Raw genomic sequence first — 25,457 nt, forward strand, 5'->3', positions numbered from 1 at the left:
TATGTCTTAGGTTGCCGACCCGCCCACCGTCAGCCCGCCGATCATCAGCGTCGGCTGGCCCACACCCACCGGCACCCATTGCCCCTGTTTGCCGCAATTGCCGATGCCGGGGTCCAGTGCGGGGTCATTGCCCACCGCGCGGATCTGCTTGAGGGCCGTCGCACCGTCCCCGATCAGCGTCGCCCCTTTGACCGGCGCGCCGACCTTGCCGTTCTCCACCCGGTAGGCTTCGGTGCAGGAGAACACGAATTTGCCATTGGTGATATCGACCTGCCCGCCGCCGAACCCCACAGCATAGATGCCATCCTTGAGGTCGGCCACGATATCCTCGGGCGCGCTGTCGCCGCCGAGCATGTAGGTGTTGGTCATCCGCGGCATCGGGATATGCGCATAGGACTGCCGCCGCCCGTTCCCGGTGGAGGCGCCACCCGTCAGCCGCCCGTTCTGGCGGTCCTGCATGTAGCCCACCAGAGTGCCATCCTCGATCAGCACGTTTTTGGCGGAAGGCGTGCCTTCGTCATCGACGCTGATCGAGCCGCGCCGGTCGGGGATTGTACCATCGTCCAGCACCGTCACACCCCTGGAGGCGATCTGCTGCCCCATCAGGCCGGCAAAGGCGGAAGAGCCCTTGCGGTTGAAATCCCCTTCAAGCCCATGGCCGATGGCTTCGTGCAGCAGGATGCCCGGCCAGCCGGGGCCGAGGACCACGTCCATCACCCCCGCAGGCGCGGGCACCGCTTCGAGGTTCACACAGGCGATCCGCAGGGCTTCGCGCGCGCGGTCCTGCCAATCGGCGGGGTCAATCAGCCCATCCAGCCCGATCCGTCCACCGCCCCCCGAAGAGCCGCTTTCGCGGCGGCCGTCCTGCTCGACGATCACTGAAATGCCGATGCGTGTCATCGGCCGCACGTCCCGCACGGAGGTGCCTTCGGGGCGCAGGATCTCAACCTCTTGCAGGCTGGCGGCGATGCTGGCGCTGACCTGAATGACGCGGGGGTCCAGCGCACGGAGAAAATCATCAATCTCGCGCAGGGTTTCGACCTTCACCGGGAAACTGGCGCCGGCGATGGGATCATCATCCGTATAGAGTTTGGTATTGGTGCCTTCGGGCGCATCCGCCCAGGTGCCGCCGCCGTCGCCCACGGCAAGCTGCGTCGTCTCTGCCGCGCGGCGCAGGGCGGCTTCCGTCATTTCAGTCGAATGGGCATATCCCGCCACTTCGCCCCGCACGGCGCGCAACCCGAATCCTTCGGAGGCGTCATAATTCGCGGTCTTGAGGCGCCCGTCATCAAACATCAGCGCTTCCGACCGTCGGCGTTCCAAAAACAGCTCCCCGTCATCGGCGCCTTTGGTGGCTGCACGCAGGATGCTGAGCGCGGTTTCGCGGTCGAATTGGGTCTCAAGCGGCGCGAAGGGCGTCTGGCTCATATCTATTTCGTCCTGAATTAGCGATGAAAATCGCGGTGAGCGTCTGTTTGACGCAATCGAAAGTCTTTATCTCGTCCTCAGAATATGATTGTAAGCTAGGCGAATACAACGGCGAGGCTCTGACCAAGCGACCGCCGCGACAAAGAACCGTAGCCATTGTTGGTCAAAAGATCAGGACGACTTATGAAACATCTTCTCACATTGAGCGGGCTTATGGCCACATGTGCAGCCTTCCCAGCATGGGCGCAGGACGCATTGCGCATTGACGGTCTGGAGGTCATTGGCGCTCCGGTGGACGGCGAAATGGGGTTCCAGCCCGCTGTTACGGAACTCGCTCAGGACATCCATGATCTCGATTACCTGATTCTGGTGATCATCACCGTGATTACCCTGTTCGTGACGGCCCTTATCGGCTGGGTCATCGTCCGCTTTAACGCCAAGCGCAATCCGGAGCCTGCGACATTCACCCACCACACCCCGGTGGAGATTGCATGGACCGTTGGTCCGATTGTCATTCTGGTGCTGATTGGTGCCTATTCCCTGCCGATCCTGTTCCGGCAGCAGGAAATTCCGCCTGCGGATGTGACCATCAAGGTTGTCGGCAACCAGTGGTACTGGACCTATGAATACGTGGATCATGGGTTTGAATTTGAGAGCTACATGATCGGCGCCCCAGCAACGCTGACCTCGGAAGAGGAAGAAGCGGGCGCGATTGCCAACCAGCTTGGCCCGGTGATGGAGCAAAAGCTGATCGACGCCGGGTATTCCCGCGATGAATGGCTGCTGGCAACAGATACCGCCGTCGTCGTGCCCGTGGGCAAGACCATCGTGATGCAGGTGACTGCGGCCGATGTGATCCACGCCTGGACCATCCCGGCTTTCGGAGTGAAGCAGGATGGCGTACCCGGCCGTCTGGCGGAGCTGTGGTTCGAGGCTGAAAAAGAGGGTGTGTATTTCGGTCAGTGTTCCGAACTGTGCGGTCAGGCGCATGCCTATATGCCGATCACGGTCAAAGTGGTCTCTGAAGAGGCCTATGAGGACTGGCTGAACGCAGCCCGTGAGGAATACGCTGGCCTGCCGCCACTTCTGACGGTTGCCTCCAACAACAACTAACGCCGATGGGGGGCGGGCCGCGTGTCCGCCCTTGTTCTTGATGCAAAGGCAGGTGGCGGTGCGACGCTGCCCACCCGGCCAGAGAAAAGGTGCTTGATGACTGACGTTACCAATACGCCAGTACAGCAGAACGAAGCGGAACTGGGCGATTACTTTGCCCTCATGAAGCCGCGCGTGATGCAGCTTGTGGTCTTTACAGCCGTCGTTGGCATGCTGGCGGCCCCTGTATCCGTGCATCCGCTGATTGGGTTTGCCTCCATCCTGTTTGTGGCGATCGGGGCTGGTGCCTCTGGCGCGCTGAACATGTGGTGGGATGCGGATATTGATGCGGTGATGCGCCGGACCTCCAAACGCCCCATACCCGCGGGTAAGGTCACGCCCGGTGAGGCGATGAGCCTTGGTGTAGCGCTGTCGGGCCTGTCGGTGATGATGCTGGCGCTGTCAGCCAACCTGCTGGCGGCCTTCATGCTGGCTTTCACGATCTTCTTTTATGCGGTGGTCTACTCGATGTGGCTCAAGCGGGCGACGCCGCAGAACATCGTGATCGGTGGTGCGGCAGGGGCCTTCCCACCTGTGATCGGCTGGATCATTGCAACCGGCACCTTCTCGGTCGAGGCGTGGCTGATGTTTGCGCTGATCTTCATGTGGACGCCGCCCCATTTCTGGGCGCTGGCGCTGTTCATGCGGTCGGATTACGACGACGCGAATGTGCCGATGCTGACCGTGACCCATGGCCGCCCCGCCACCCGCCGTCACATCATCGCCTATACCGTGCTGCTGGCCATTCTTGCCGTCGGCACAGGCTTCACCGCCATCGGCGGGCCCATCTATCTGGCTGTCGCTGTGGTGCTGAACGTCTTGTTCCTGATGGGCGCATGGCGCATCTGGCACCGGGATGAGGAAGACGCGGAGGAAGACAACTATCTGGTGGAGCGCAAGTTCTTCCGCCTGTCGCTCTATTACCTCTTTGCCCACTTCGGCGCGATCCTGTTGGAAGCGGCGCTGAAACCATGGGGTCTGGGAGGCTGGTCATGAGCATCCGGACCGAGCATGAGATCCATGGCCGCCGCAAGGGCCGCAATGTGGGCGTCGGCATCATGCTGGCGGGGTTTGTCGTGCTGATCATGGCGCTGACCTTTGTGAAGATCACCCAGATCGATTTCGCAAACGCGCCCGGCACTGTGGGCCCGGCAAGCGGGACGGAGGTCACGGACTGATGTTTCTCAAGAACCTTGATGGCCCGACAAGGACCGTGGTGCAGACCGTATCGCTTGTGGTTTTCATGGGCGGCCTCGCCTGGGCGTCAGTGCCCTTCTACGACTGGTTCTGTCGCGTCACCGGCTTTGGCGGTGTGCCGGAGCAGGTGACGGTAAACGACGCCGATATTCTTGACCAGACCATCACCGTACGGTTTGACGGCACGCTGAACAGCGGTATGGCGTGGGAGTTCAAACCCGTTGTGCGCGAGATGGAAATCCGCATCGGAGAGACCGGTCTGGCGTTTTACGAGGCGCACAACCCCACAAGCCGCCCCATTGCGGGGCAGGCCAGCTATAACGTGACGCCCTACACAGCGGGTGCCTTCTTCGACAAGATCGACTGTTTCTGCTTTGAGGAACAGGTCCTCGCCCCCGGTGAGACCGTGCAGATGCCGGTCAGCTTCTACGTTGACCCAGAAATCGTCGAGGACCGTGACGGCAAGTATGTACACACCATCACGCTGTCCTATACATTCTACGAAATTGACCTGCCTGAAGGGTATGCCGCCCTCGATGTGCAGTCACAGACAGACCTGAATTAAGAAAAGGTGAGGGACCCGCAGCCATGGCCCATGCAAAAAATCACGATTATCACATTCTAGCACCGTCAAGCTGGCCATTGATTGGCGCGCTTGCGGGCTTTGTCATGCTGTTTGGCGCAGTCCTCTGGATGCACGACGTCACGCCGTTCCTGTTCTGGATCGGTTTTGTCGCCGTGCTCTACACCATGTTCGGCTGGTGGCGCGATGTGGTCATCGAAAGCCGCGTGGGCGATCATACCGGCGTTGTCCGCCTTGGCCTGCGCTACGGCTTCATCCTGTTCATCATGTCCGAAGTGATGTTCTTTGCCGCGTGGTTCTGGTCGTTCTTCAAACACGCCATCTATCCGATGAACGAATATGTGGGTTCTGAATACATCCCGCCGGAGATCTATCAGGTCGACGCCTTCCACCTGCCGCTGATCAACACGCTGATCCTGCTGCTGTCGGGCTGTGCCGTGACCTGGGCGCACCATGCGCTGGTGCATGAGAACAACCGCCGTGATCTGGTTGCCGGTCTGGCAATCTCCATCGTGCTGGGCATCGCCTTCACGGCGTTGCAGGCCTATGAGTATTCCTACCTGCTCTACAAAGGCTGGGAGTTCGGCGGCGACAAGTTCTTCTCCAACTTCTTCATGGCCACGGGCTTCCACGGCGCGCATGTGATCATCGGGACGATCTTCCTGGCGGTCTGCCTGATACGTGCCATGCGGGGCGACTTCACCCCGGAGAAGCACGTCGGCTTTGAGGCGGCGGCCTGGTACTGGCACTTCGTGGACGTGGTGTGGCTGTTCCTGTTCTTCGCTGTCTATATCTGGGGCGTTCCCGGCTAAGAGACGGCACGCGGGGTTGCATCTGCGCCCCTGATCCTGTCAAACACCAAAGCGCGCGGGCCCGCCTCGTGCGCTTTTCCATTCCGGATGAGACCCGTTATGCGTTCTGCGCTCTTTTTGGTGATAATTGGCCTTGGCGGCGCTACCATCCTGCTGGCGTTGGGCATCTGGCAGGTTCAGCGGCTGGCAGAGAAAGAGGGCATGATTGCCGAAATCAACAGCCGCATTGCCGACGATCCTGTCGCATTGCCCGCCGACCCCGATCCGGAGCGTGATTCCTATCTGCCTGTGGTGATCACGGGGATGTTTGCAGGGGACACCCTGCGGGTGCTTGTCTCGCAAAAAGAGGTTGGGGCAGGCTACAGGCTGATCACGGCCATGGACAGCGACGCAGGCCGGGTCCTCATCGACCGTGGCTTTGTCGCGGTAGACGACAAGGGCATCGCCACGCCCAATGTCTCCGTCACTGTGCAGGGCAACCTGCAATGGCCGCAGGAGACTGACAGCTACACGCCCGCGCCCGACCTCGATAACAACATCTGGTTTGCCCGTGATGTGCCGCTTCTGGCTGAGGCGCTGGAAACCCGGCCAATCCTGATTGTGGCCAACGCCGTGTCGCAGGATGATCCGGTTGTGACGCCGCTGCCCGTAGACACCAGCCGCATCCCCAACGATCACTTGCAATATGCGATCACCTGGTTCTCCCTCGCGGCGATCTGGGTGGCGATGTCATTCTATTTCATCTCGCGCCGCCGTGCGCCCCGACCGGAAAGCTGACCCATGCGCTATATCTCAACCCGTGGCACCGCGCCTGACCTGAGTTTCGAGGAGGCGATGCTGACCGGCCTTGCCCGCGACGGGGGCCTCTATGTGCCTGCGGAGATACCCACCCTCACCACTGCGCAGATCGCGGCGATGGAAGGGCAGAGTTACGAAGACGTGGCCTTCACAGTCATGCGCCCGTTTATCGGCGATACCTTCACGGATGAGGAATTCCGGGAGCTGATCGCCAGCGCCTACGCGGGGTTCGGCCACAACGTCCGCGCGCCGCTGGTGCAATTGGCGCCGAACCATTTCCTGTTGGAGTTGTTCCATGGGCCCACGCTGGCGTTCAAGGACTTCGCCATGCAGCTCATTGGCCAGATGTTCCAGAAGGCGCTGGGCCGCAAAGGCGACCGGGTGACGATTGTGGGTGCGACGTCCGGCGATACAGGGTCTGCCGCGATTGAGGCGTTCCGGGGGTTGGACAATGTGGATGTGTTCATCCTCTACCCCCATGGCCGCGTGTCCGAAGTGCAGCGCCGCCAGATGACCACACCGGTGGAAAGCAATGTGCACGCGCTGGCCGTCGATGGCGATTTTGACGACTGTCAGGCGCGGCTGAAGGATATGTTCAACGACTTTGCCTTCCGTGATGGGGTGAAGCTGGCGGGTGTCAATTCGATCAACTGGGGCCGGGTGCTGGCGCAGGTGGTTTATTACTTCTCCTCCGCTGTGAGCCTCGGCGCACCGGAGCGGGAGGTGAGTTTCACCGTGCCCACGGGCAATTTCGGGGATATCTTCGCGGGCTATATCGCCAAACGCATGGGGTTGCCGATCAAGGATCTGGTGGTGGCGACCAATCAGAACGATATTCTGGATCGCTGCCTGAAGGGGCAGGGCTATCACAAGGGGTCGGTGCATCCCTCCATCAGCCCGTCGATGGACATTCAGGTCAGCTCCAATTTCGAACGTGCTTTGTTTGATGCCTATGACCGCGATGGTGGCGCTGTGGCGCAGCTGATGACGGAACTGGGAGAGGGTGGTTTCGATGTAAGCCAGGGCGCGATGGAGGTGCTTCAGGGGCACTATCGCTCCGGCCGTGCGTCGGAGGGTGAAACCACGACGACTATCACCCACGCCCTTGCCACCATGGGTGAGCTTTTGTGCCCGCACTCCGCCATTGGCGTGAAAGTGGCCGAGGAGCAGCGCGAAGAGGCGACCCCGATGATCACGCTGGCCACCGCACACCCGGCCAAATTCCCCGACGCGGTTGAGGCCGCCACGGGCATCCGCCCGCCGCTGCCTGCGCGCATGGCTGACCTCTTTGACCGGCCCGAACGCCTGACCCGCGTGGCCAATGACCTCGAAGCGCTGAAAGCGCATATCGAAAGGAACCTCTCCGCGTGAGCCTGCACCAACACCGCTTGCCCAACGGGTTTCGCATTGTCACCGAAAACATGCCCGGCCTTGCCTCCGCCTCCATCGGCGTCTGGGTCAGCGCTGGCGGGCGGCACGAACGCCCGGCACAGAACGGCATCGCGCATTTTCTGGAGCATATGGCTTTCAAAGGCACCAAACGCCGCTCTGCCTTGCAGATCGCAGAAGCCATCGAAGATGTGGGCGGCTATATCAACGCCTATACCAGCCGTGAGGTGACCGCCTACTACGTGCGTGTGTTGGAAAACGATGTGCCGCTGGGTCTGGATGTGATCGCCGACATCCTGCGCAATCCCATCCTTGATCCCCATGAGATCGAGACGGAGCGTGGTGTGATCCTGCAAGAGATCGGGCAGGCGCTGGACACACCCGATGATGTGATTTTCGACTGGTTGCAGGAACAGGCCTATCCCGACCAGCCGCTGGGCCGCACCATTCTTGGCCCCGGCGAGCGTGTGTCGAATTTCAGCCGCGACGATCTGCAAGGCTTTATCGCAGAGCACTACGGGCCGGAGCAGATGATCCTCGCCGCCGCAGGCGCAGTGGACCACGACGCAATTGTGAAACTGGCCGAAGAATTGTTTGGCGATATGCCTGCAAAACCTCTGATGTCGATGGATCAGGCCCGGTTCGGCGGCGGAGAGACGCGCCATGTGAAAGATCTGGAACAGGCGCATTTTGCGCTCGGCTTTGAATCCCCCGGCTACCGTGCGGATGATATCTATGTGGCGCAGATCTATGCCTCTGCTTTGGGCGGCGGCATGTCGTCGCGTCTGTTTCAGGAAATCCGCGAGAACCGGGGCCTGTGTTACACGATCTTTGCCCAGGCCGGGGCCTATGCCGATACCGGCATGACCACGATCTACGCGGGCACATCGGCGGCACAGCTGCCGGAACTGGCGCAGATCACCATTGATGAGATGAAACGCGCGGCCGGCGATATCTCTCCGGCGGAGGTGGCGCGGGCGCGTGCGCAGATGAAAGCCGGGTTGCTGATGGGGCTGGAAAGCCCGTCCAACCGCGCCGAACGGCTGGCGCGTCTGGTGCAGATCTGGGATCGGGTGCCGCCGCTGTCGGAAACGGTGGAGAAGATTGACGCCGTCACCACGGGCGATGTGCGCGATCTGGCCCAGCATATGGCAGAAGCGGCCCCGGCGGCATTGGCGCTTTATGGCCCAGTGGTTGCCGCGCCCTCACTGGCGGACATGCAGGCCCGGCGCGCTGCCTGATGATGCTCTTGCGGCGCAAGATACGGATTGAAACGGAGCGCATGACGCTGCGCACCCCGCAGCATGGCGATTTTCGCAGTTGGTCCGCCCTGCGCGTGGCCAGCCGCGACTACCTGACCCAATGGGAACCCGCATGGGCAGAGGACCATCTGAGCCGTAAGGCCTTTACCAACCGTGTCTATTGGGCGCAGCGGTCGATCAACGGCGGCACGGCGCTGCCGTTGTTCCTGATCCGGCGGTCCGATGACACGCTGTTGGGCGCAATCACGCTGGACAACATCCGGCGGGGTCCGGCTCAGGCGGGGACGCTGGGCTATTGGACGGGTCAGCCCTTTGCGCGGATGGGATACATGCGCGAGGCGATTGAAGCGGTGGTGCATCAGGCGTTCAACCGGCTGGATCTGAGCCGGATTGAGGCGGCGTGCCTGCCCAGCAACAAGGCCTCCCGCGGGCTGTTGGAGAAATCCGGATTTAAGTACGAAGGCGTGGCCCAAAGCTATTTGCAGATCAACGGGCGCTGGCGAACCCATGTGCTCTATGCCGCGCTGCGCAGTGACCGGCGCGGACGGACGGAAGCGGGCTAAACGCTGCCTGATTTCTGTGCAAGGCCCGCATGGCTGCTCTCGCATGGGTGTGATCCCGGTAGAAATGACGCGGGTCTGCGCTAAACTCCTAGGCATAAAGGAGCGCCCGCCATGATCCGAAGCCTCATTGCCCTGTCCCTGATCCTTTTCCCGCTGGGTGTGAACGCGCAGCAAGAGCCCGACCGCACGCCAAGCCATTGCATCGCGCTGACGCAAGGTGTGCCGGGGCTGCATTATGCCAGCCTGCCTGATGTCGCGGAGGAGGAGGTGTATCTCCACTACGTGGCCCATGCGTCTTTTCTGATCCGCAGCCACCGGGGCCTGAACATGGTGACCGATTACACCGGCTTCACCGGCACGCTGCCGTTCATCCCGGACGTGGTGACGATGAACAAGGCCCATGACACCCATTGGACCGCCTTCCCGGACCCGGCCATCCCCCATGTCCTGCCCGGTTGGGGCGAATTTGGCGAAGGCATTGAGCATAAGGTTGAACTGGGGGAGGTGCTGGTGCGCAATGTCTCCACAGACATCCGCTCGCAATGGTCCGGGGTGGAGGACAAGGGCAATTCGATTTTCGTGTTCGAAATGGCGGGGCTGTGCATCGGCCATCTGGGGCATCTGCATCACGTGCCGGACGCCGAGCAGTTTGCGGCCCTTGGGCGGCTGGATGTGGTGATGGCACCGGTAGACGGGGGATACACGCTGAGCCTGCCGGAGATGATCACGGTGATCAAAAGGCTGCGCTCGTCGATTGTGATCCCGATGCACTGGTTTTCGGACCTGGCGCTCGGTGCCTTCCTGCGCGGGATGGAAGGGGAGTTTTCAGTGGTGCAGGTGGGCGAGCCGTCATTGGTTGTGTCCCGCAGCCGGTTGCCGTCGCGGCCTACGATCATGGTGCTGCGCCCGGCCTATCTGAATGTGCCAAGATAGCGCCTTGCATCTGACCCCGGCAACGGGGATCAAAGGCGCATGACATTGAACCCCGCCGATCAGAATTTTCGCGCCCGCCTTGCTGCCGTCCTGCCCGATGAGGTGATGGGAGAGGCCGAAGCGCGCCATCTGGAAGAGCCGCGCGGGCGCTACGCGGGCCGACAGGCGTTGTTGGCGCGGCCGCGTGATGTGCATGAAGTGGCGACGCTCATTCGGCTGGCGGGAGAGGCACATGTGGGTGTGGTGCCGTATGGCGGCGGGACGGGGCTTGTCGGCGGGCAGGTTGCCGCCGAAGGACCCACGCCGCTGATCCTGTCGCTGGAGCGGATGAACCGGGTGCGCGATGTGTTGCCGGATGAGAATGTGCTGGTGGCGGAGGCCGGTGTGATTTTGGCTGATGTTCAGGCGGCAGCAGAAGCTGTGGATCGGTTGTTTCCCCTGTCGCTGGCGGCGGAGGGTTCCGCACGGATTGGCGGCAATCTGGCCACAAATGCAGGCGGCACGGGCGTGCTGCGCTATGGCAACGCGCGCGATCTGTGCCTGGGGCTGGAAGCGGTCTTGCCCGACGGGCAGATCTGGCACGGGCTGACGCGGTTGAGGAAGAACAACACGGGCTATGATCTGCGGCATTTGCTGATTGGGGCGGAAGGCACGCTGGGGGTGATCACGGCAGCGGCGCTGAAGCTGTTCCCCCGGCCAACGGCCGTCGGCACGGCGTTGCTGGTTGTAGACGATCCGCGCGCGGCGTTGGCGTTGTTGTCACTGGCGCGGGGGCAAATGGGGGAGACGGTCAGCGCCTTTGAACTGATCCACCGTCAGGGCTTTGATTTTCTGGCAGAGACCCTGCCGGAGGTGCGGCATCCCTTTGCCGAGCCGCCCGATTGGTGTGTGTTGATTGAAGTGGGCATGAGCGGCGCGGTTGATCCGAATGCAGCGCTTGAGGCGCTCTTCGCCGCAGCGCTTGAAGCAGGCGTTGTGCGGGACGGGCTCATCGCACAGAGCAGCACACAGGCGCGGGATTTCTGGCATATCCGCGAGATGATCCCCGAGGCCAACCGGCGCATTGGATCGGTGTCGAGTCATGACATTTCCGTGCCTTTGGGAGCCATCCCGGCGTTCATTAAGAACGGCGCGGAGATTATTGGAAAGATTGGAGATTTCCGCATCAACTGCTTCGGACATGTGGGCGATGGCAACCTGCATTACAACGTCTTTCCGCAGCCGGGGCGCACGCGGGCAGATCACGAGAACCAGCGCGATGTGATCAAACGCGCGGTGCATGATCTGGTGGATGAAATGGGCGGATCGATCAGCGCGGAGCATGGGATCGGGCGGCTGAAAGTCGGTGATCTTGAGCGCTACGGCGATCCGGCGAAACTGTCCGCGATGCGCGCCATCAAAGCCGCCCTTGATCCGCAGGGGATCATGAATCCGGGGGCGATCCTGCGCGGCTGAGCGCGGTTACTTCTTTTGCGCGCTTTTATCGCGGGCGGCTTTCTCTTCCTTGGTCAGCTTGTTGTTCCAAACATTGTTGCTTAGGCCCAATTCGGGCTTCATCGGTTTGGTTTTGCCTTTGCTGACGGTGCCGCCTTTGTTCAGGAATTCCTGAATGAGCGCGTCATCGGTGGTGGGTTTGGGGACATGTTTCATGGGATGAGCGTAGGGGGTGCGGTGATTCCGTGCAATGGTGGTGCGCGTCTGTGGGTTTTGAATTTCTGCTGAGAGGTCGTTCAGGGCGCGGTGCGTCCTGAACAGACCTGATCAAGGGTGGTCACGATTCGTGCCGCTGTAAAGGACAAGCCGCGCAAGGGCGCGGTCGCTTTGCGATCCTTGACAGCGCCAAGAATCGCGGTTGCTGCGTCACAGGCCGTCGAAGGCACAAAGCGCGTGGACGTCCATGCCCATCGCTTCGAGCTTTGCCCGGCCACCCAGTTCCGGCAGGTCGATGATGAAGGCAGTCGACACGATCTCTCCGCCCAGCCGCTCCAGCAGTTTGATCCCGGCTTCGGCCGTGCCGCCGGTGGCCAGCAGGTCATCGACCACCAGCACCTTTTCCCCGGCCTGAATGGCGTCATCGTGGATTTCCACAATCGCCTCGCCGTATTCCAGCTTGTAGTCCTGGGAGATCACCGTGCCGGGCAATTTGCCTTTCTTGCGGATCGGGACAAACCCCACCGACAGCTGATGCGCGATGGCACCGCCAAGGATGAAACCGCGCGCTTCCAGCCCCACCACCTTGTCGATCTCCATCCCCGCATAGGGGTGCAGCATCTGGTCGATGGCCATGCGGAACCCGCGCGGGTCGGCGAACAGGGTGGTCACATCGCGGAACATGATCCCTTCATGGGGGAAGTCGACAATGGTGCGGATGTAGTCTTCGATCTTTTTCATGCGGTGCTCCGGCGCAGGGTGGCGGTGAGAAGGCCCATGGTGACAAGCGCGCCGCCACCCGCGCGGGTGATCCATGTCAGCACGGAAGGGCGTTTGATGACGCGGCGCAGGCGGTCGGCCAGCAGGGCGTAGGCGAAGGCGTTGATCGCGGCGAGACCAACGAAGGTGGCGATCAGGATGGCGAACTGCGGCAGCAGGGGCGTGCCGGGGGTGATGAACTGCGGCACGAAGGCGATGAAGAAGGCGATGGATTTGGGGTTCAGTGCTGTGACCGCTGCGGTGTGGCGAAAGACCTGCGTGGCAGTGACATCTTCAACCGCTGGCGGGGCCAGGCCACCGGAGGGGGCGGAGCGGATGAGCTTGATGCCGAGCCAGATCAGATAGGCTGCCCCGACCCATTTCAGCGCGGTAAACAGGGTCGCAGAGGCCAGCACAAGCGCGCCAAGGCCCAGCAGAGAGGCCGTCATTGCCACCAGATCACCGAAGGCCACGCCAGCAGCAGAGGCCACGGCGACGGAGCGGCCTTTGCTGAGCGCATAGCTCAGCACCAGAAGGACGGTGGGGCCGGGGATCAGTAACAAAGCCGTGGAGGCGGCGAGAAATGCAAGCCAGAGGTCGAGCGGCATGATAGCGACTTTCCTGAGTTCAGATCATCATGAAAGAGCGATGTGCGGGAGGATGTAAACCCCGCCGGGCCAAGTGGAGCGGAAATGACCGTCAGGACAAGACGTGGTGTGCTGTTGGGCGCTGGCGCCGTGGGGGTGGCGGCAGCGGCAGCCGCGCTGTGGCCCGCACCCCGGCTGGCGTTTGACACCAAGGGGGTGCCACCGGGCTTTCGCCGTCTGATCCGGCCCGATGTTGGCATATCTGCGGCTGTCATGGGGGTGGGGCTGCTTCCGCCTCAGGCACCAGTCGCAGCCGCAGCGCTCTGTGCGCGTACCTTTCAGGGGGCGCAGATGGCGTCAGGTCGCGTGGCGGTTGCGGTCTTCTCTGACTACTTTTGCCCCTATTGCCGTATTCTGGATCCTGAGGTGGAAGGCATCGCCGCACAGGACGTCGATATCACGTTGGTGCGCCATGAGGTGCCGTTGCTGGGCCGACCGTCGCAGATGGCCGCCCGGGCCGCAATCGCGGCTGCGGCGCAGGGAGCGGGGGCTGCGTTTCGGGCGCGGTTGATGCGCACCAGTTTCGTCCCCAACCCCGCCTATTTGCGCAGTATTGCCGAGGAAGAAGGGCTGGATGGGGAGGCATTGATCGAAAAGATGGCCGCCTCTGAGACGGATGCAGCCTTGTCCGAAAGCCGCGCCCTGTTCCGCATCTTCGGCTTTCAGGGCACGCCGGGGATGGTGGTGGGCCGTACGATCGTGGCAGGCGGGCTTTCCGCACGGGAGCTCAAAGCCCTGATCGCGCTGGAGAAAGCGGCTGCACCCGCCTGTTAGATCACCCGGCCCGCCACCGCGTCCAGCTTGGCCATCAGTGCGGGATCACGGGCATCTGGCTGGGTGAGGATCGCAAACTCCAGCGCGCGGTCACAGCCATGGGGGCAGGGCGCGCGCTCAGTACCCAGAAGTGCCGGCAGCCGGGAAACCAGATCGCGGCCCTTGTCGGCATTGCCCATCAGGGTCTTGATGATCTCGGTCACATCGACCTCCCCATGATCGGGATGCCAGCTGTCATAATCCGTGATCATCGCGACGGAGGCGTAACACAGCTCCGCTTCACGGGCGAGTTTCGCCTCCGGCATGTTGGTCATGCCGATCACATCCGCGCCCCAGCTTTCCCGGTACATCTTCGATTCCGCCAGTGTCGAGAACTGCGGCCCTTCCATCGCCAGATAGGTGCCACCGTCATGGACGGTGATGCCGGCGCCCCGCGCCGCCTCAAGACAAGCCGCGCCCAACCGTGGGCAGGTGGGATGCGCAACGCTCACATGGGCCACGCAACCGGTGCCGAAGAAGCTCTTCTCCCGCGCGAAGGTGCGGTCAATGAACTGATCTACAATGACAAAATCACCCGGTGCCATTTCATCCCGAAACGACCCGCAGGCAGAGACAGAAATCACATCCGTACACCCCAGCCGCTTCAAAGCGTCAATGTTGGCACGGTAGGGCACAGTGGTGGGGGAATGCACATGGCCGCGCCCGTGGCGGGGCAGGAACACCATCTCAGTGCCATTCAAACGTCCCGTCAAAAGCTGATCTGACGGCGCGCCCCAAGGGGTCTCCACGCTGGTCCAGGTCGCGTCCTGCAATCCGTCGATGTCATAGATGCCGGAACCACCGATGACGGCAATCTTGGGAGCGCTCATGGAAACCTCATGTGTTGGGGGCGGGGGTGATGGTGTTCAGACATGCAAAAACGGCAGCGCCTTTACAAGCCCTGCCGCGTTGGTCGTCACATGGATGTGTCCGCGTCAGCCGCCTGCGCGCATCCGGCGCAGGGGCCAGAGGGCCAGCAGGCCAAGGCCCATCAGCCAGACCGAGGCGGGCAGGGGCACGGCCGCCACCTGTACGTTCAACACCACGTTATCAATGGTGGCTTTGCCACATTGGTTGCCGCAGCCAAACAGGAAGCGATCGCTCGACCAGATCGACCGGCTGTTGGCGGTGACCGCAAGCCGGACCTCATCCAGATCGGCGAATTCGGAGCTGGGCTGGTAGCTGGACCGCCCGTTCGGGTCGATCCGCGTGCGGGCGATGATCTCCCCGTCGCGCAGGCCCGTGATGGCGAGGAAAGGATGGCTGTCTGATCTCTGCGGGCGGGCGGCTTCGGCCAGCTCACCCTGCGGGCCCACATCCCAAAAGAACGATTCCTCAATCAGGTTGCCGCCGCGTTCGATCACCTCTTCATCGCGCCCCGCGTTGAACAGGTTCCGCGCGATCTTGAACACCTCATAGTTCGCGTCCACGTCGAAGGACACAAGATCGAACCGCACACCGGGATCGGCGAGGATCTTCATCTGCTGGGACAGACCATCGTCCCCCAGCACGACCTCGGGACCGCAAACGCCGATGAAGCCATTGTTGGGGTTTGTGTAGGAAACACCGCCCTGACTGCCGCTGGTTGCTGGCGCGCCACCGCATTGGAAGTCATCAAAAGTCAGCGTCACAGAGCCGGCTGTCGCGGTCTGCCCGAACGCCAACATCACCAGTACCAGAAACAATCTCGCCATTTCAGCCTCACCCGTTTCGAATTTGTGAACAGGATGCAGGACCCGTGTGGGATTGTCTACACTTCGTCCGAGGTAGGTAAGAAAGCGTGTTCAAAGGGTTTCCATCGCGCAACAGACGCGCTAGGGGGGCCGCAGTTTCCCGTGACAATTCCCTGATGAGGTCGCCCAATGGTGCGTTCCACCTTCCGTAGTTTTACAAAGAACTTGCAGGTCACTGATCTGCGCTGGATGCCGGAGGATGGGTTCTCCCCCTCACGGCTGCGCATTGAGCTGCTGTCCGGGCTGACGGTTGCATTGGCACTGGTGCCCGAAGCGGTTGCCTTTGCCTTTGTCGCAGGCGTGCATCCGCTGGTGGGTCTTTATGCTGCGTTTCTGGTGGGGTTGATCACCGCGCTGATTGGCGGACGTCCGGGGATGATTTCAGGTGCGACGGGCGCGCTTGCGGTTGTGATGGTGGCTTTGGTGGCGCAGCACGGGGTGGAATACCTTTTTGCGACCGTGATCCTGATGGGTTTTTTGCAGGTTTTTGCAGGGGTTATGCAGTGGGGTAAGTTCATCCGGCTGGTCCCGCATCCGGTGATGCTGGGCTTCGTCAATGGATTGGCGATTGTGATTTTCCTGGCGCAGCTGGGGCAGTTCAAAGTGCCCGGCACGATGGAGAACACAGGCCACGGCATGAGTGGCGGTGAATGGCTGACCGGCCAGCCGCTTTTCTTGATGCTGGCACTGGTGGCCGCAACGATGGCGATCATCTGGGTGATGCCGCGCATCACCAAGGCGATCCCGGCACCGCTTGCAGGCATTGGTATCGTCGCTGTCGTGGTGATTGCCACCGGCATGGATGTGCCGCGCGTGGGAGATCTGGCCTCGATCGAGGGGGGCTTTCCCATGCCGCACAACCCCTTTGGAGAGGGCACGGGGCTTTATGGCACGGCGCTGGCCCCGTTCACGCTTGAGACGCTCTACATCATCCTGCCCTACGCGGTGATCCTTGCGGCCATCGGTCTGATCGAATCTCTGCTGACGCTGAACCTTGTGGGGGACATGACCAACACCCGTGGCGGGGCGAGCCAGGAGTGTATCGCCCAAGGCATCTCCAACACCGTAACCGGCTTTTTTGGCGGCATGGGCGGGTGCGCAATGATTGGCCAGTCGATGATCAACGTGAAATCCGGCGGCCGCACCCGCGTCGCGGGCATTGCGGCGGCCATCTTCCTGTTGCTGTTCATCCTTGTCGGCGCGCCGCTGATCGAGCAAATCCCGCTGGCCGCTTTGGTGGGTGTGATGTTCATGGTCGTGATCGGGACCTTCGCGTGGAACTCCCTGACGATCCTGCGCAAGGTGCCCCTGACGGATGCGTTTGTGATCCTCTTGGTGACCGTCGTGACCGTGATGGAAGACCTTGCCGTGGCGGTGGTCGTGGGCGTGATCGTATCCGCGCTGGCCTACGCCTGGAACAACGCGCGGCGGATCCATGCCAAGACCTATGTGACCCCGGAAGGCGCGCAGGTCTATCAGGTGCAGGGACCGCTGTTTTTCGGCTCCTCCGATGGGTTCATGGAGCTTTTCGATGTGGACGCGGACCCAAGCCGGGTGATCGTCGACTTTGCCGACAGCCGCGTGGTGGACCAATCCGCGTTGCAGGCGATCGAGGCGATTGCCGGCAAATATGAAACGGCCGGAAAGCGGATTGAGCTGCGCCACCTCAGCCGGGATTGTCACCGGCTGCTGTCAAAGGCGGGGCATCTGGTGGTCGACAGTGATGACGATCCCGATTACCAGCTGGCAGTGGATTACCAGGTGCGCACCGGCATTCTGGGCGGGCATTGACACCCCGCCCCACATCCACACCTTTCGCGCAGCCGCCCCCTTCCAAATGGTTCAAAAACCCCACCGGAGGTCTGAAATCTCTTCTCAGGCGTCCGCATCGTGCGGACCCGTCATTCGTCCGGGCGCAACAGTTCAAACACATCCGTGACGGTGGTGTAATCGCGATACCCCATCCGGCTGAGCGGGGTATAGGTCGTCGCGTCAAACTTTCCGTCGACCAGACAATCGTCGCGCAGGTGCACGCCCACGACCTCTCCGAACACCACATAGTTCACGTCACCTTCGATCTTGACGATCTGGGTCACCCGACATTCCAGCGCGGCAGGGGCGTTGGCGACGCGCGCGCAGGGAATTTCCGTGCACTCCACTTTATCGATCCCGGCATGCTGAAATTCATCCACCTCATGGGGCAGTGTCGCGGAAGAGACATTCATCACGTCCTGCGCGGCCAGTTCCACCACATTGGCGCAGAACACGCCTGTTTCCCGGATATTGGCCACCGAATCCTTGGTGCCGTCCCGATCTTCCTTGGCCCCGGTAGAGGCAAACATGACCTGTGGCGGCACGTAAGCCACAGCATTGAAGAAGGAATACGGCGCCAGATTGTCCCGTCCCGCGCTGTCCCGGCTGGAGATCCAGCCGATGGGCCGTGGTGTGACGATGGCATTGAAAGGGTTGTGGGGCAGGCCGTGGCCGTCTTGGGGGCGGTAGAACATCCGGGTCTCCTTGGTTTGCACCCCTGCCTAGCGTCATGCTAGGGGCAAGGCCACCGCAAACCCAGAAGGCCCGCCGCGTTGTATACCTTGTCTCCCGAAACCGCCGCCGACGACTGGGAGGTTGAAGCGCTCTATGACACCTGTTTTGCGCCGGGTCGGGAGGCGCTGTCGTCCTACCGTCTGCGCGATGACGTGCCAGCGGTGCCGGGGCTGAGCCTTGTGGCGCGCGACTCAGGCGGCATTCTGGGCGGCGCGATCCGGTATTGGCCGGTGCGTATTGCCGCGACGCCAGCATTGCTGCTGGGACCGGTTGCCGTGCACCCGACCCGGCAGGGCGAAGGGTTGGGACATGCCCTGATCGAGGAAAGCCTGCGTCTGGCGCAGCCGTCGGGATGGGACCGGGTCATGCTGGTGGGCGATGCGCCATACTACCAACGCTTTGGTTTTACCCGGTTGGAGGGCGTAGAGATGCCGCCCCCCACCAACCCTGACCGCGTCCTGGGCCGGGACCTGAGCCCTGACGCCTGGGACGGGGTCCGGGGGCCAGTCCGGCGCTGGTCGGATTGAAATCGCGGTGCGCATGCCCCACATCTAGGGGTGAAAGGACACCGAATGGATATCACCGACACTTTGCCCGCCACCGTCGATGTGGAAGCGCAGCTTGACCAGATCGCAGCACGTTACCAGGCTGCGGGTGGGGTCGGGATCCATGTGCTGAACCTGATTGGCGGGTCTGCGGATGGTTTGCTGGACCGATTGCCCGCGCCTGTGCGCCGCAATCTGGAAGGGGCCACGACCAAAGCGCTGGAGCAGGCGATGAAAGCCGCGCACACCAGCCGGACGTATGTGCCGGACCAGAAAGACTGGCTCAATCAGGCCGTCAGCGCCGCGATGGGCGCGGCTGGCGGGGCAGGCGGCTTGCCCACGGCTTTGGCAGAATTGCCGGTCACAACAACGTTGTTGTTGCGGGTCATTCAGGGAGTCGCGGTTGAACACGGGTTTGATCCGGCGTCGGAAAGTGTGCAGTTCGATTGCGTACAGGTTTTTGCCGCCGCAGGGCCTTTGTCGGATGACGATGGCGTTGATCTGGGCTTTCTGTCCGCCCGACTGGCGCTGACGGGCAAGGCGATGCAGGCGGTCATCGCGCGCGTGGCACCACAGCTGGCGGTCGTGCTGGGCCAGAAACTGGCGGCACAGGCGGTGCCGGTGCTGGGTGCCGTGGCCGGAGCGGCGACGAATTACGCCTTCACCAGCTATTATCAGGACATGGCGCATGTGCATTTTGCCATGCGCAAGCTCGCCATTGATGGCGATGTGCCACATGACCAGCTGGTCGCCCGTCTGGCGCTGAAAATGGGCCGCGTGCCGGTGCGCGAGGTCTGAGCTCAGCGCCCGATGCTGCCCGGTGCGACCGTGGTGGCCTTCAGGATCGCATGGCAGGCCATACCCGGGGCCAGCCCCATCTCATCCACTGCCCGCGCTGTGACACGGGCCAGCAGGCGGTCCGCCCCGGCTTTCAGGGCGATGGCTGCCCCCGGACCATCACCTGGGTGCACATCCTCCACCGTGACGGGCAGCACGTTGACGGATGACAGCCCGCGCGGTTGATCCTTCGACAGGATCACATCCTGCGCCAGCACCCGCAGACGCACCCTTGCGCCAATCTCTGCCCGGACACCGGGCAATTCCAGCTGGCCTGCGCTGATCGCAAGGGTGGACAGCCCGTCGTCTGCATGGGCCAGCACCTGCGCTTCGATGACGGCACCGGCTTCGCGCACCCCCAGCAGCGGCACGGCGGCGGGATCGGCCATTACCTCAAACAAAGGACCCTGACGCGCGACGCGCCCGTCCTGAAGCAGAACAAGCCGGTCTGCGAGACGGGCGATTTCGTCGACCGCATGGCTGACATAGAGAATGGGCAGGCCCAGCGGCCCGTCGCGCAATCGCTCAAGATAGGGCAGGATGTCCTGCTTGCGCGGGCCATCGAGGCTGGCAAGCGGTTCGTCCATCAGCAGCATGCGCGGGCGGCTCAAGAGCGCGCGGCCAAGGGCGACGCGTTGTTTCTCTCCGCCCGACAGGGTGCCGGGGGCGCGGGTCAGCACCGCATCAAGCCCCAACAACGCCACCACATCGTCCAGCGTTGGACCGGGACGGTCGCGCGGCGCATAGCGGCTGCCAAACATCAGGTTCTCGGTGACGCTGAGATGGGAAAAAAGGCGTGCATCCTGAAAGACATAGCCCAGACCACGGGCCTGCGGCCGCACATCTGTGCCGCTTGCGGCGTCAAAGAGCACATCTTTGCCCCGCGCGATCCGGCCCTCATCCGGGCGCAGCAACCCGGCAACAGCGTTGATGATTGTGGTCTTGCCCGCGCCAGAGCGGCCAAAGAGGGCCGTAATCCCCGGCCCCGCGTCAAAGCTGACATCGAGCGCGAACCCCGCGAACCGGTGGCGTATGTCGACGGTCAGGCTCACAGGCCAGCGATCCGTGCCGCGACGCGCCGCGCCAGCGCTTCTGACAGCGCAACAGCGGCGAGGGCGACGATGCAGGCCATGACCACCATCACGGCGGCCTGGCTTTCCCCGCCGGGGATTTGCAGGGCGGTCCAGATCGCGCTGGGCAGGGTTTGCGTCTGGCCGGGGATATTGGCGACAAAGGTGATGGTGGCGCCGAATTCGCCCATGGCTTTGGCAAAGCCCATCACCGCGCCGGCAAGGATGCCGGGGGCAATGAGCGGCAGGGTCACGCGGGCAAATATGGCCATGCGGGGCGCACCAAGGGTCGCGGCGGCTTCTTCCAGCTTGGGATCGACAGCTTCAATCGCCAGCCGCATGGCGCGCACCATCAGCGGAAATCCCATGATGATCGCAGCCAGCACCGCACCCGACCAGTGAAACGCAAGACCGAGGCCGAGGCTTTCCAGCAATCGGCCCATTGGCGCTGTGCGTCCAAAGGCGATCAGCAGCAGATACCCTGTCACCACCGGCGGCAGGACCAGCGGCAGATGCACCAGCGCATTCAGCAGGCCTTTGCCCCGAAAGGACCGCCGCGCCAGCAGCCAAGCCACCCAAAGCGCCAGCGGGATGGCCAGCACAGTAGCCCAGCAGGCAACCCAGAGCGACAGGCGCAGGGCGTCCCATGCGGCGGCGTCCACGCTCATGAGGGCGGCGGCGCAAAGCCGTGGACGGCAAAGCGGGATTGGGTGGCGGGGGACATCAGGAAGGCCAGCAGGTCTGCCCCTGCGGGGCTGAGGGCGGTGGCGGGATAGGTGATGGGATCATGGGTGTCGGGGGGAATGGCAAAGACCACATCGACGCGGGCTTCCGCTGCGGCGTCGCTGGCATAGACAATCCCGAAAGGCGCATCGGCGCGGGCCACCAGCGCAAGGGCGGCGCGGACGTTGTCCGTTTCCGCAAGCTGGATCTGAAGGCTGTCCCAGAGGCCTGATGCCGCCAGCCATTGGCGCGCGTAGATGCCTGCGGGCACCGCATCCCGTTGCCCCATGGCGAGGCGCCCGTTGCCCAGTTGCACGGGCAGCAAACCCGGCTCCCCCAGCGGCATTGTGCCGGCAGGGCCAATCACCACCAGCCTGTTGCCGGCGACGGCTTGCGTGCTTTCACCGGCGACCACGCCCTGATCCACCAGCCAGTCCATCCAGTCGGTATTGGCGAGGATCACCAGATCCGCCGGTGCCCCTGCGGCCACTTGCCGGGCCATGGTGCCGGACCCGCCATAGGACAGGCTGAGCGTGCTGTCATAGCTTTCGGTCACGTCTTCCAGCACGCCGCGCAGGCTGGCGGCGGCAAAAACGGTCACGGGGGGCGGATCGGCCAAGGCGGCAGTCCCGCTCCAAAGCGCTGAAAGGAAAAGGAAGGTACGTATCATCGGGGGCACTATTGAACATGGCCCCTTGGGGTACAAGCCTTGCACGCCCGCTGGCCTTCGCCTAATCCCGGTTCTATGATTGGACCGACAGTATTTCTGCGCTGAACGATGGGGTGCGCATGATCAAGCAATTGCCCATTTCCCTGCATGGTGCAGCCAAAAGAGATGTGCGCACGCAGTTTGCTGCGCTGTGTTATCGGATCAAACGCGGCAAGGTGCAGGTGCTGCTGGTGACCTCCCGCCGCACCAAGCGCTGGATCGTGCCCAAAGGCTGGCCGATGGAAGGGCGCACGCCCGCGGCCTCTGCGTTGCAGGAGGCATGGGAAGAAGCCGGGGTGCGCGGGCGGGCTGATGGGCCGTGTCTGGGCGTCTATTCCTACGCGAAGGGACGGCTCGAAACGGATGATTTGCAGTGCCTTGCGATGCTCTATCCCGTGGCGGTCAAAGCCTTGGCCAAACGTTTTCCCGAATACGGGCAGCGCCGCCGCCGCTGGGTGTCGCGCAAGAAAGCCGCACGATTGGTGACGGAGCCGGAACTGGCGCAGCTGATCAAGGATTTTGACCCGCGCCCCAGTGGTAAATCCCGGTAAACAGGGGCTGTCATGCTTGACGCATGCGGGCCGCTGCCCCATCTGTTGGCGCAGCAACAACGCAGGCCAGCATGATCAGCTACACGCTCAGATGTGATCAGGGACATGACTTTGACAGTTGGTTCCAGTCCGCTTCCGCCTATGACGCGCTTGAGAAGGCGGGGCATCTGTCCTGTGCGGTGTGCGGCTCCGCGACGGTGGGCAAAGCCGTGATGGCACCACGCATCACCAAAGGCGGGGAGACAGACGCGGCCCCCATGGCGCTGAGCGCACCGGGGTCGGACGCGGAAAGAGCCTTGGCGGAAATGCGTCAGAAAGTTGAGGAAAACTCCGACTACGTTGGTGACAAGTTCGCCGATGAGGCCCGCGCGATGCATCTTGGTGACGCGCCGGAACGGTCGATCTATGGCGAGGCGAATTTGCAGCAGGCAAAGGCGCTTGTGGACGACGGGGTGCCGGTGATGCCGCTGCCCTTCAAGCCGAAAAAGAAACTCAGCTGAGCTGAAAGGACGATCATGACAATTCTGATTACCGGCGCAACCCGAGGCATCGGCGCAGGGCTGGCGGCCCATTACACGGCAGCAGGCCAAGAGGTGATTGGCACCGGCCGCAGTGCGGGCGCGCAGATGATGCTGGATGTCACCCAGCCCCGGTCACATGCCGAAATGGCCGAAGCGCTGGGGGATCGCGCGATTGATCTGCTGGTGTGCAATGCGGGTGTCTATCTGGACAAGGGGCATGCGCTGGAAGACGGTTTTGGCGCGGATCTCTGGGCGCAGACCTTTGCGGCCAATGTGACGGGGGTGTTCTTGACCATTCAGCACCTGTTGCCACACCTGCGCCGGGCCGGGGGCGCAAAGATCGCCATCATCGGCTCGCAGATGGGCTCGGACACCCGTGCGGGCGGCGGCAGCTATATCTACCGGGCCTCCAAGGGGGCCGTGCTGAACCTGGGGCGGAACCTTGCGCTGGATCTCAAGCCTGAGGGGATTGCCGTAGGGGTCTACCATCCGGGGTGGGTGCGCACCGACATGGGCAGTGATGCAGCCGCGATCAGCGTGACGGAATCCGTTGCGGGGCTTGTCGCGCGGTTTGAGGCGCTGAGCGTGGAGACGACGGGTTGTTTTGAGATGTGGGACGGAGATGCCTGTCCGTTCTGAGCGGCACCCTCAGACAGGAGCGGGCAAGCCCGCATGCGATTTTATGGATTTGTCTTCGCCAAATCGGGAACGAGGCTCTGCCTCGTGCTCCGGGATATTTGTAGAGAAAAGAGGGGCGGGGCCTGACTTGCCCTTGGAGGGCTGAGCGCGTAGAGAGCCGCAGAGTTTGAAGGCGAGGGATCATGCCTGTTCTGGTGATGAAATTCGGTGGCACGTCGGTGGCCACATTGGACCGTATCCGCCGCGCGGCAAAACGTGTGGGGGTTGAGGTGGCCAAGGGCTATGATGTGATCGTCATCGTCTCGGCCATGTCAGGCAAGACCAATGAGCTGGTGGGCTGGGTGAATGAGACGTCACCGCTTTATGATGCGCGTGAGTATGATGCGGTGGTGTCTTCAGGCGAGAATGTGACGGCGGGGCTGATGGCCCTGACCTTGCAGGAGATGGATGTGCCCGCGCGGTCCTGGCAGGGCTGGCAGGTGCCGGTGCGGACGTCGTCGGCCCATTCGGCTGCGCGGATCGAGGAAATTCCCAGCGACAACATCTTGGCCAAGTTCGGCGAAGGCATGAAGGTTGCTGTGGTGGCGGGCTTTCAGGGCGTGAGCCCGGAGGGGCGGATCACCACGCTGGGGCGCGGTGGGTCGGATACCACGGCGGTGGCTTTTGCGGCGGCGTTCGAGGCGGAACGCTGTGATATCTATACCGATGTCGATGGGGTCTATACCACCGATCCACGGGTTGAGGCGAAGGCGCGCAAGCTGGACCGGATATCCTTCGAGGAGATGCTGGAGCTGGCATCGCTTGGCGCGAAGGTCTTGCAGACACGCTCGGTCGAGCTGGCGATGCGCTACAAGGTGAAGCTGCGCGTGTTGTCGAGCTTTGAAGAACAATCAGATGACGCAGGCACGCTGGTCTGTGATGAGGAGGAAATCATGGAAAGCAATGTTGTCGCAGGCGTCGCCTTCAGCCGGGATGAAGCGAAGATGACCCTTGTCTCCGTCGCGGACCGTCCGGGGATTGCGGCCACGATCTTCAGCACGCTCAGCGATGCGGGGGTGAATGTGGATATGATCGTTCAGAACATCTCGGAGGAGGGGCGCACGGATATGACCTGGTCCTGTCCGGTCGATCAGGTGGCGCGCGCCGAAAAGGCGATGGCGCAGGCGGCGACCGACGGGGTGTTCAACTATCAAGAGTTGATCGTTGACAATGATGTGGCCAAAGTATCCGTCGTGGGGATCGGGATGCGCAGCCACACGGGCGTGGCCGCAAAGATGTTCCAGTGTCTGTCCGCCGAAGGCATCAATATCAAGGTGATCACCACGTCAGAGATCAAGATATCCGTTCTGATTGACCGCAAATACATGGAACTGGCCGTCCAAGCGCTGCATGACGCTTTTGAGCTGGACAAAGCAGCTTGAGGCGCGTTTAGGCCACGCGGCGTTTGCGGATCATCAGATAGACCGGCAGCCCAAGGCAGCTGGTCAGCACCATGAAGAGCGCCCACCCCTGACCGCGCATGCCGCGGGATGTGGCGTCACGGTAAGTCCACCAGGCACCGGCGATGGACAGGATCAGAAGTCCGATAAACAGCAT

General features: G+C 62.4%; 30 protein-coding genes. 19 read left to right on the top strand and 11 right to left on the bottom strand.

Annotated features, from left to right (window positions below):
* Nucleotides 1-6 precede the first annotated feature (6 nt).
* Nucleotides 7-1,428: a metalloprotease TldD gene (gene tldD / locus Q1A91_RS14425; protein ID WP_299878688.1), complete on the bottom strand. Its 1,422-nt coding sequence runs from the start codon at nucleotides 1,426-1,428 to the stop codon at nucleotides 7-9.
* 183 nt (nucleotides 1,429-1,611) lie between these two features.
* On the opposite strand from tldD, the gene coxB reads away from it, so the two are divergent.
* From coxB to Q1A91_RS14480, 11 genes are all read left to right on the top strand, one after another.
* Nucleotides 1,612-2,541, top strand: coding sequence for a cytochrome c oxidase subunit II (gene coxB / locus Q1A91_RS14430; RefSeq protein WP_299878691.1), 930 nt, complete (start codon nucleotides 1,612-1,614; stop codon nucleotides 2,539-2,541).
* Nucleotides 2,542-2,637: 96 nt separating this feature from the next.
* The gene (cyoE, locus tag Q1A91_RS14435) at nucleotides 2,638-3,576 is read left to right on the top strand and encodes a heme o synthase (RefSeq protein ID WP_299878694.1); all 939 of its coding nucleotides are present in this window, start codon (nucleotides 2,638-2,640) and stop codon (nucleotides 3,574-3,576) included.
* Nucleotides 3,573-3,758: a cytochrome C oxidase assembly protein gene (locus tag Q1A91_RS14440; protein WP_299878697.1), complete on the top strand. Its 186-nt coding sequence runs from the start codon at nucleotides 3,573-3,575 to the stop codon at nucleotides 3,756-3,758. The genes cyoE and Q1A91_RS14440 overlap by 4 nt, the downstream gene beginning before the upstream one ends.
* Complete coding sequence (locus tag Q1A91_RS14445) at nucleotides 3,758-4,342, top strand: cytochrome c oxidase assembly protein (RefSeq protein WP_299878700.1); 585 nt, start codon at nucleotides 3,758-3,760, stop codon at nucleotides 4,340-4,342. Before Q1A91_RS14440 ends, Q1A91_RS14445 begins: the two co-directional genes overlap by 1 nt.
* Before the next feature lie 23 nt (nucleotides 4,343-4,365).
* Nucleotides 4,366-5,172: a cytochrome c oxidase subunit 3 gene (locus Q1A91_RS14450; RefSeq protein WP_299878704.1), complete on the top strand. Its 807-nt coding sequence runs from the start codon at nucleotides 4,366-4,368 to the stop codon at nucleotides 5,170-5,172.
* Between the two features lie 99 nt (nucleotides 5,173-5,271).
* A complete protein-coding gene (locus tag Q1A91_RS14455) occupies nucleotides 5,272-5,949 on the top strand; it encodes an SURF1 family protein (RefSeq protein ID WP_299878707.1) in 678 nt (225 codons plus the stop codon).
* 3 nt (nucleotides 5,950-5,952) lie between these two features.
* The gene (gene thrC / locus Q1A91_RS14460; protein WP_299878710.1) at nucleotides 5,953-7,341 is read left to right on the top strand and encodes a threonine synthase; all 1,389 of its coding nucleotides are present in this window, start codon (nucleotides 5,953-5,955) and stop codon (nucleotides 7,339-7,341) included.
* Nucleotides 7,338-8,600 carry a pitrilysin family protein gene (locus tag Q1A91_RS14465; protein WP_299878714.1) on the top strand — a complete coding sequence of 421 codons (1,263 nt, stop codon included), beginning with the start codon at nucleotides 7,338-7,340 and terminating at the stop codon, nucleotides 8,598-8,600. The genes thrC and Q1A91_RS14465 overlap by 4 nt, the downstream gene beginning before the upstream one ends.
* Complete coding sequence (locus Q1A91_RS14470; protein ID WP_299878717.1) at nucleotides 8,600-9,184, top strand: GNAT family protein; 585 nt, start codon at nucleotides 8,600-8,602, stop codon at nucleotides 9,182-9,184. The genes Q1A91_RS14465 and Q1A91_RS14470 overlap by 1 nt, the downstream gene beginning before the upstream one ends.
* Before the next feature lie 111 nt (nucleotides 9,185-9,295).
* Nucleotides 9,296-10,117 carry an MBL fold metallo-hydrolase gene (locus Q1A91_RS14475; RefSeq protein ID WP_299878720.1) on the top strand — a complete coding sequence of 274 codons (822 nt, stop codon included), beginning with the start codon at nucleotides 9,296-9,298 and terminating at the stop codon, nucleotides 10,115-10,117.
* 39 nt (nucleotides 10,118-10,156) lie between these two features.
* Entirely contained in the window at nucleotides 10,157-11,572 is a 1,416-nt protein-coding gene (locus tag Q1A91_RS14480) for an FAD-binding oxidoreductase (protein WP_299878723.1), read from the top strand.
* Between the two features lie 6 nt (nucleotides 11,573-11,578).
* On the opposite strand, the gene Q1A91_RS14485 is transcribed toward Q1A91_RS14480, so the two are convergent.
* The 3 genes from Q1A91_RS14485 to Q1A91_RS14495 form a co-directional block, all read right to left on the bottom strand.
* Nucleotides 11,579-11,767: a hypothetical protein gene (locus Q1A91_RS14485; protein ID WP_299878726.1), complete on the bottom strand. Its 189-nt coding sequence runs from the start codon at nucleotides 11,765-11,767 to the stop codon at nucleotides 11,579-11,581.
* Between the two features lie 210 nt (nucleotides 11,768-11,977).
* Nucleotides 11,978-12,508, bottom strand: a complete 531-nt coding sequence (locus Q1A91_RS14490) for an adenine phosphoribosyltransferase (RefSeq protein WP_299878729.1) — start codon at nucleotides 12,506-12,508, stop codon at nucleotides 11,978-11,980.
* Nucleotides 12,505-13,134 carry a LysE family translocator gene (locus Q1A91_RS14495; RefSeq protein ID WP_299878732.1) on the bottom strand — a complete coding sequence of 210 codons (630 nt, stop codon included), beginning with the start codon at nucleotides 13,132-13,134 and terminating at the stop codon, nucleotides 12,505-12,507. The genes Q1A91_RS14490 and Q1A91_RS14495 overlap by 4 nt, the downstream gene beginning before the upstream one ends.
* An 84-nt stretch (nucleotides 13,135-13,218) precedes the next feature.
* On the opposite strand from Q1A91_RS14495, the gene Q1A91_RS14500 reads away from it, so the two are divergent.
* Complete coding sequence (locus Q1A91_RS14500) at nucleotides 13,219-13,947, top strand: DsbA family protein (protein WP_299878735.1); 729 nt, start codon at nucleotides 13,219-13,221, stop codon at nucleotides 13,945-13,947.
* Here Q1A91_RS14500 and Q1A91_RS14505 read toward each other — a convergent pair.
* The gene (locus Q1A91_RS14505) at nucleotides 13,944-14,816 is read right to left on the bottom strand and encodes an S-methyl-5'-thioadenosine phosphorylase (RefSeq protein ID WP_299878738.1); all 873 of its coding nucleotides are present in this window, start codon (nucleotides 14,814-14,816) and stop codon (nucleotides 13,944-13,946) included. The two genes, Q1A91_RS14500 and Q1A91_RS14505, sit on opposite strands and share 4 nt — an antisense overlap.
* Before the next feature lie 105 nt (nucleotides 14,817-14,921).
* Nucleotides 14,922-15,680, bottom strand: a complete 759-nt coding sequence (locus tag Q1A91_RS14510; RefSeq protein ID WP_299878741.1) for a hypothetical protein — start codon at nucleotides 15,678-15,680, stop codon at nucleotides 14,922-14,924.
* 168 nt (nucleotides 15,681-15,848) lie between these two features.
* Here Q1A91_RS14510 and Q1A91_RS14515 point away from each other — a divergent pair, with 168 nt between their 5' ends.
* Nucleotides 15,849-17,510, top strand: coding sequence for a SulP family inorganic anion transporter (locus Q1A91_RS14515; protein ID WP_299878744.1), 1,662 nt, complete (start codon nucleotides 15,849-15,851; stop codon nucleotides 17,508-17,510).
* Nucleotides 17,511-17,620: 110 nt separating this feature from the next.
* Here the strand turns inward: Q1A91_RS14515 and Q1A91_RS14520 are convergent, their stop codons facing one another.
* Nucleotides 17,621-18,226 (bottom strand): flavin reductase family protein, encoded by a 606-nt coding sequence (locus Q1A91_RS14520; protein WP_299878747.1) that lies wholly within the window; start codon nucleotides 18,224-18,226, stop codon nucleotides 17,621-17,623.
* A 78-nt stretch (nucleotides 18,227-18,304) separates the two neighbouring features.
* Here Q1A91_RS14520 and Q1A91_RS14525 point away from each other — a divergent pair, with 78 nt between their 5' ends.
* Complete coding sequence (locus tag Q1A91_RS14525) at nucleotides 18,305-18,793, top strand: GNAT family N-acetyltransferase (RefSeq protein WP_299878750.1); 489 nt, start codon at nucleotides 18,305-18,307, stop codon at nucleotides 18,791-18,793.
* A 45-nt stretch (nucleotides 18,794-18,838) separates the two neighbouring features.
* Complete coding sequence (locus Q1A91_RS14530) at nucleotides 18,839-19,609, top strand: EcsC family protein (RefSeq protein ID WP_299878753.1); 771 nt, start codon at nucleotides 18,839-18,841, stop codon at nucleotides 19,607-19,609.
* Between the two features lie 2 nt (nucleotides 19,610-19,611).
* Here the strand turns inward: Q1A91_RS14530 and modC are convergent, their stop codons facing one another.
* Genes modC through modA form a run of 3 tightly spaced genes read right to left on the bottom strand, consistent with a single transcriptional unit; the run spans nucleotide 19,612 to nucleotide 22,111 of the window.
* Nucleotides 19,612-20,700: a molybdenum ABC transporter ATP-binding protein gene (gene modC / locus Q1A91_RS14535; protein ID WP_299878756.1), complete on the bottom strand. Its 1,089-nt coding sequence runs from the start codon at nucleotides 20,698-20,700 to the stop codon at nucleotides 19,612-19,614.
* Nucleotides 20,697-21,386 (bottom strand): molybdate ABC transporter permease subunit, encoded by a 690-nt coding sequence (modB, locus tag Q1A91_RS14540; RefSeq protein WP_299878759.1) that lies wholly within the window; start codon nucleotides 21,384-21,386, stop codon nucleotides 20,697-20,699. The genes modC and modB overlap by 4 nt, the downstream gene beginning before the upstream one ends.
* Complete coding sequence (gene modA / locus Q1A91_RS14545) at nucleotides 21,383-22,111, bottom strand: molybdate ABC transporter substrate-binding protein (RefSeq protein WP_299878761.1); 729 nt, start codon at nucleotides 22,109-22,111, stop codon at nucleotides 21,383-21,385. The genes modB and modA overlap by 4 nt, the downstream gene beginning before the upstream one ends.
* Before the next feature lie 119 nt (nucleotides 22,112-22,230).
* On the opposite strand from modA, the gene Q1A91_RS14550 reads away from it, so the two are divergent.
* The 4 genes from Q1A91_RS14550 to Q1A91_RS14565 all read left to right on the top strand — a co-directional run bounded on the left by Q1A91_RS14550 (nucleotide 22,231) and on the right by Q1A91_RS14565 (nucleotide 25,282).
* Nucleotides 22,231-22,701: an NUDIX hydrolase gene (locus tag Q1A91_RS14550; protein ID WP_299878764.1), complete on the top strand. Its 471-nt coding sequence runs from the start codon at nucleotides 22,231-22,233 to the stop codon at nucleotides 22,699-22,701.
* A gap of 71 nt (nucleotides 22,702-22,772) precedes the next feature.
* Nucleotides 22,773-23,201: a DUF1178 family protein gene (locus tag Q1A91_RS14555; RefSeq protein WP_299879462.1), complete on the top strand. Its 429-nt coding sequence runs from the start codon at nucleotides 22,773-22,775 to the stop codon at nucleotides 23,199-23,201.
* A gap of 15 nt (nucleotides 23,202-23,216) precedes the next feature.
* The gene (locus Q1A91_RS14560; protein ID WP_299878766.1) at nucleotides 23,217-23,861 is read left to right on the top strand and encodes an SDR family NAD(P)-dependent oxidoreductase; all 645 of its coding nucleotides are present in this window, start codon (nucleotides 23,217-23,219) and stop codon (nucleotides 23,859-23,861) included.
* Nucleotides 23,862-24,043: 182 nt separating this feature from the next.
* Nucleotides 24,044-25,282: an aspartate kinase gene (locus Q1A91_RS14565; protein ID WP_299878769.1), complete on the top strand. Its 1,239-nt coding sequence runs from the start codon at nucleotides 24,044-24,046 to the stop codon at nucleotides 25,280-25,282.
* Nucleotides 25,283-25,289: 7 nt separating this feature from the next.
* Here the strand turns inward: Q1A91_RS14565 and Q1A91_RS14570 are convergent, their stop codons facing one another.
* A complete protein-coding gene (locus Q1A91_RS14570; protein WP_299878772.1) occupies nucleotides 25,290-25,457 on the bottom strand; it encodes a hypothetical protein in 168 nt (55 codons plus the stop codon).

It is taken from the genome of uncultured Sulfitobacter sp. (genome assembly GCF_947500075.1).
In the GTDB taxonomy this organism is placed as follows: domain Bacteria; phylum Pseudomonadota; class Alphaproteobacteria; order Rhodobacterales; family Rhodobacteraceae; genus Sulfitobacter.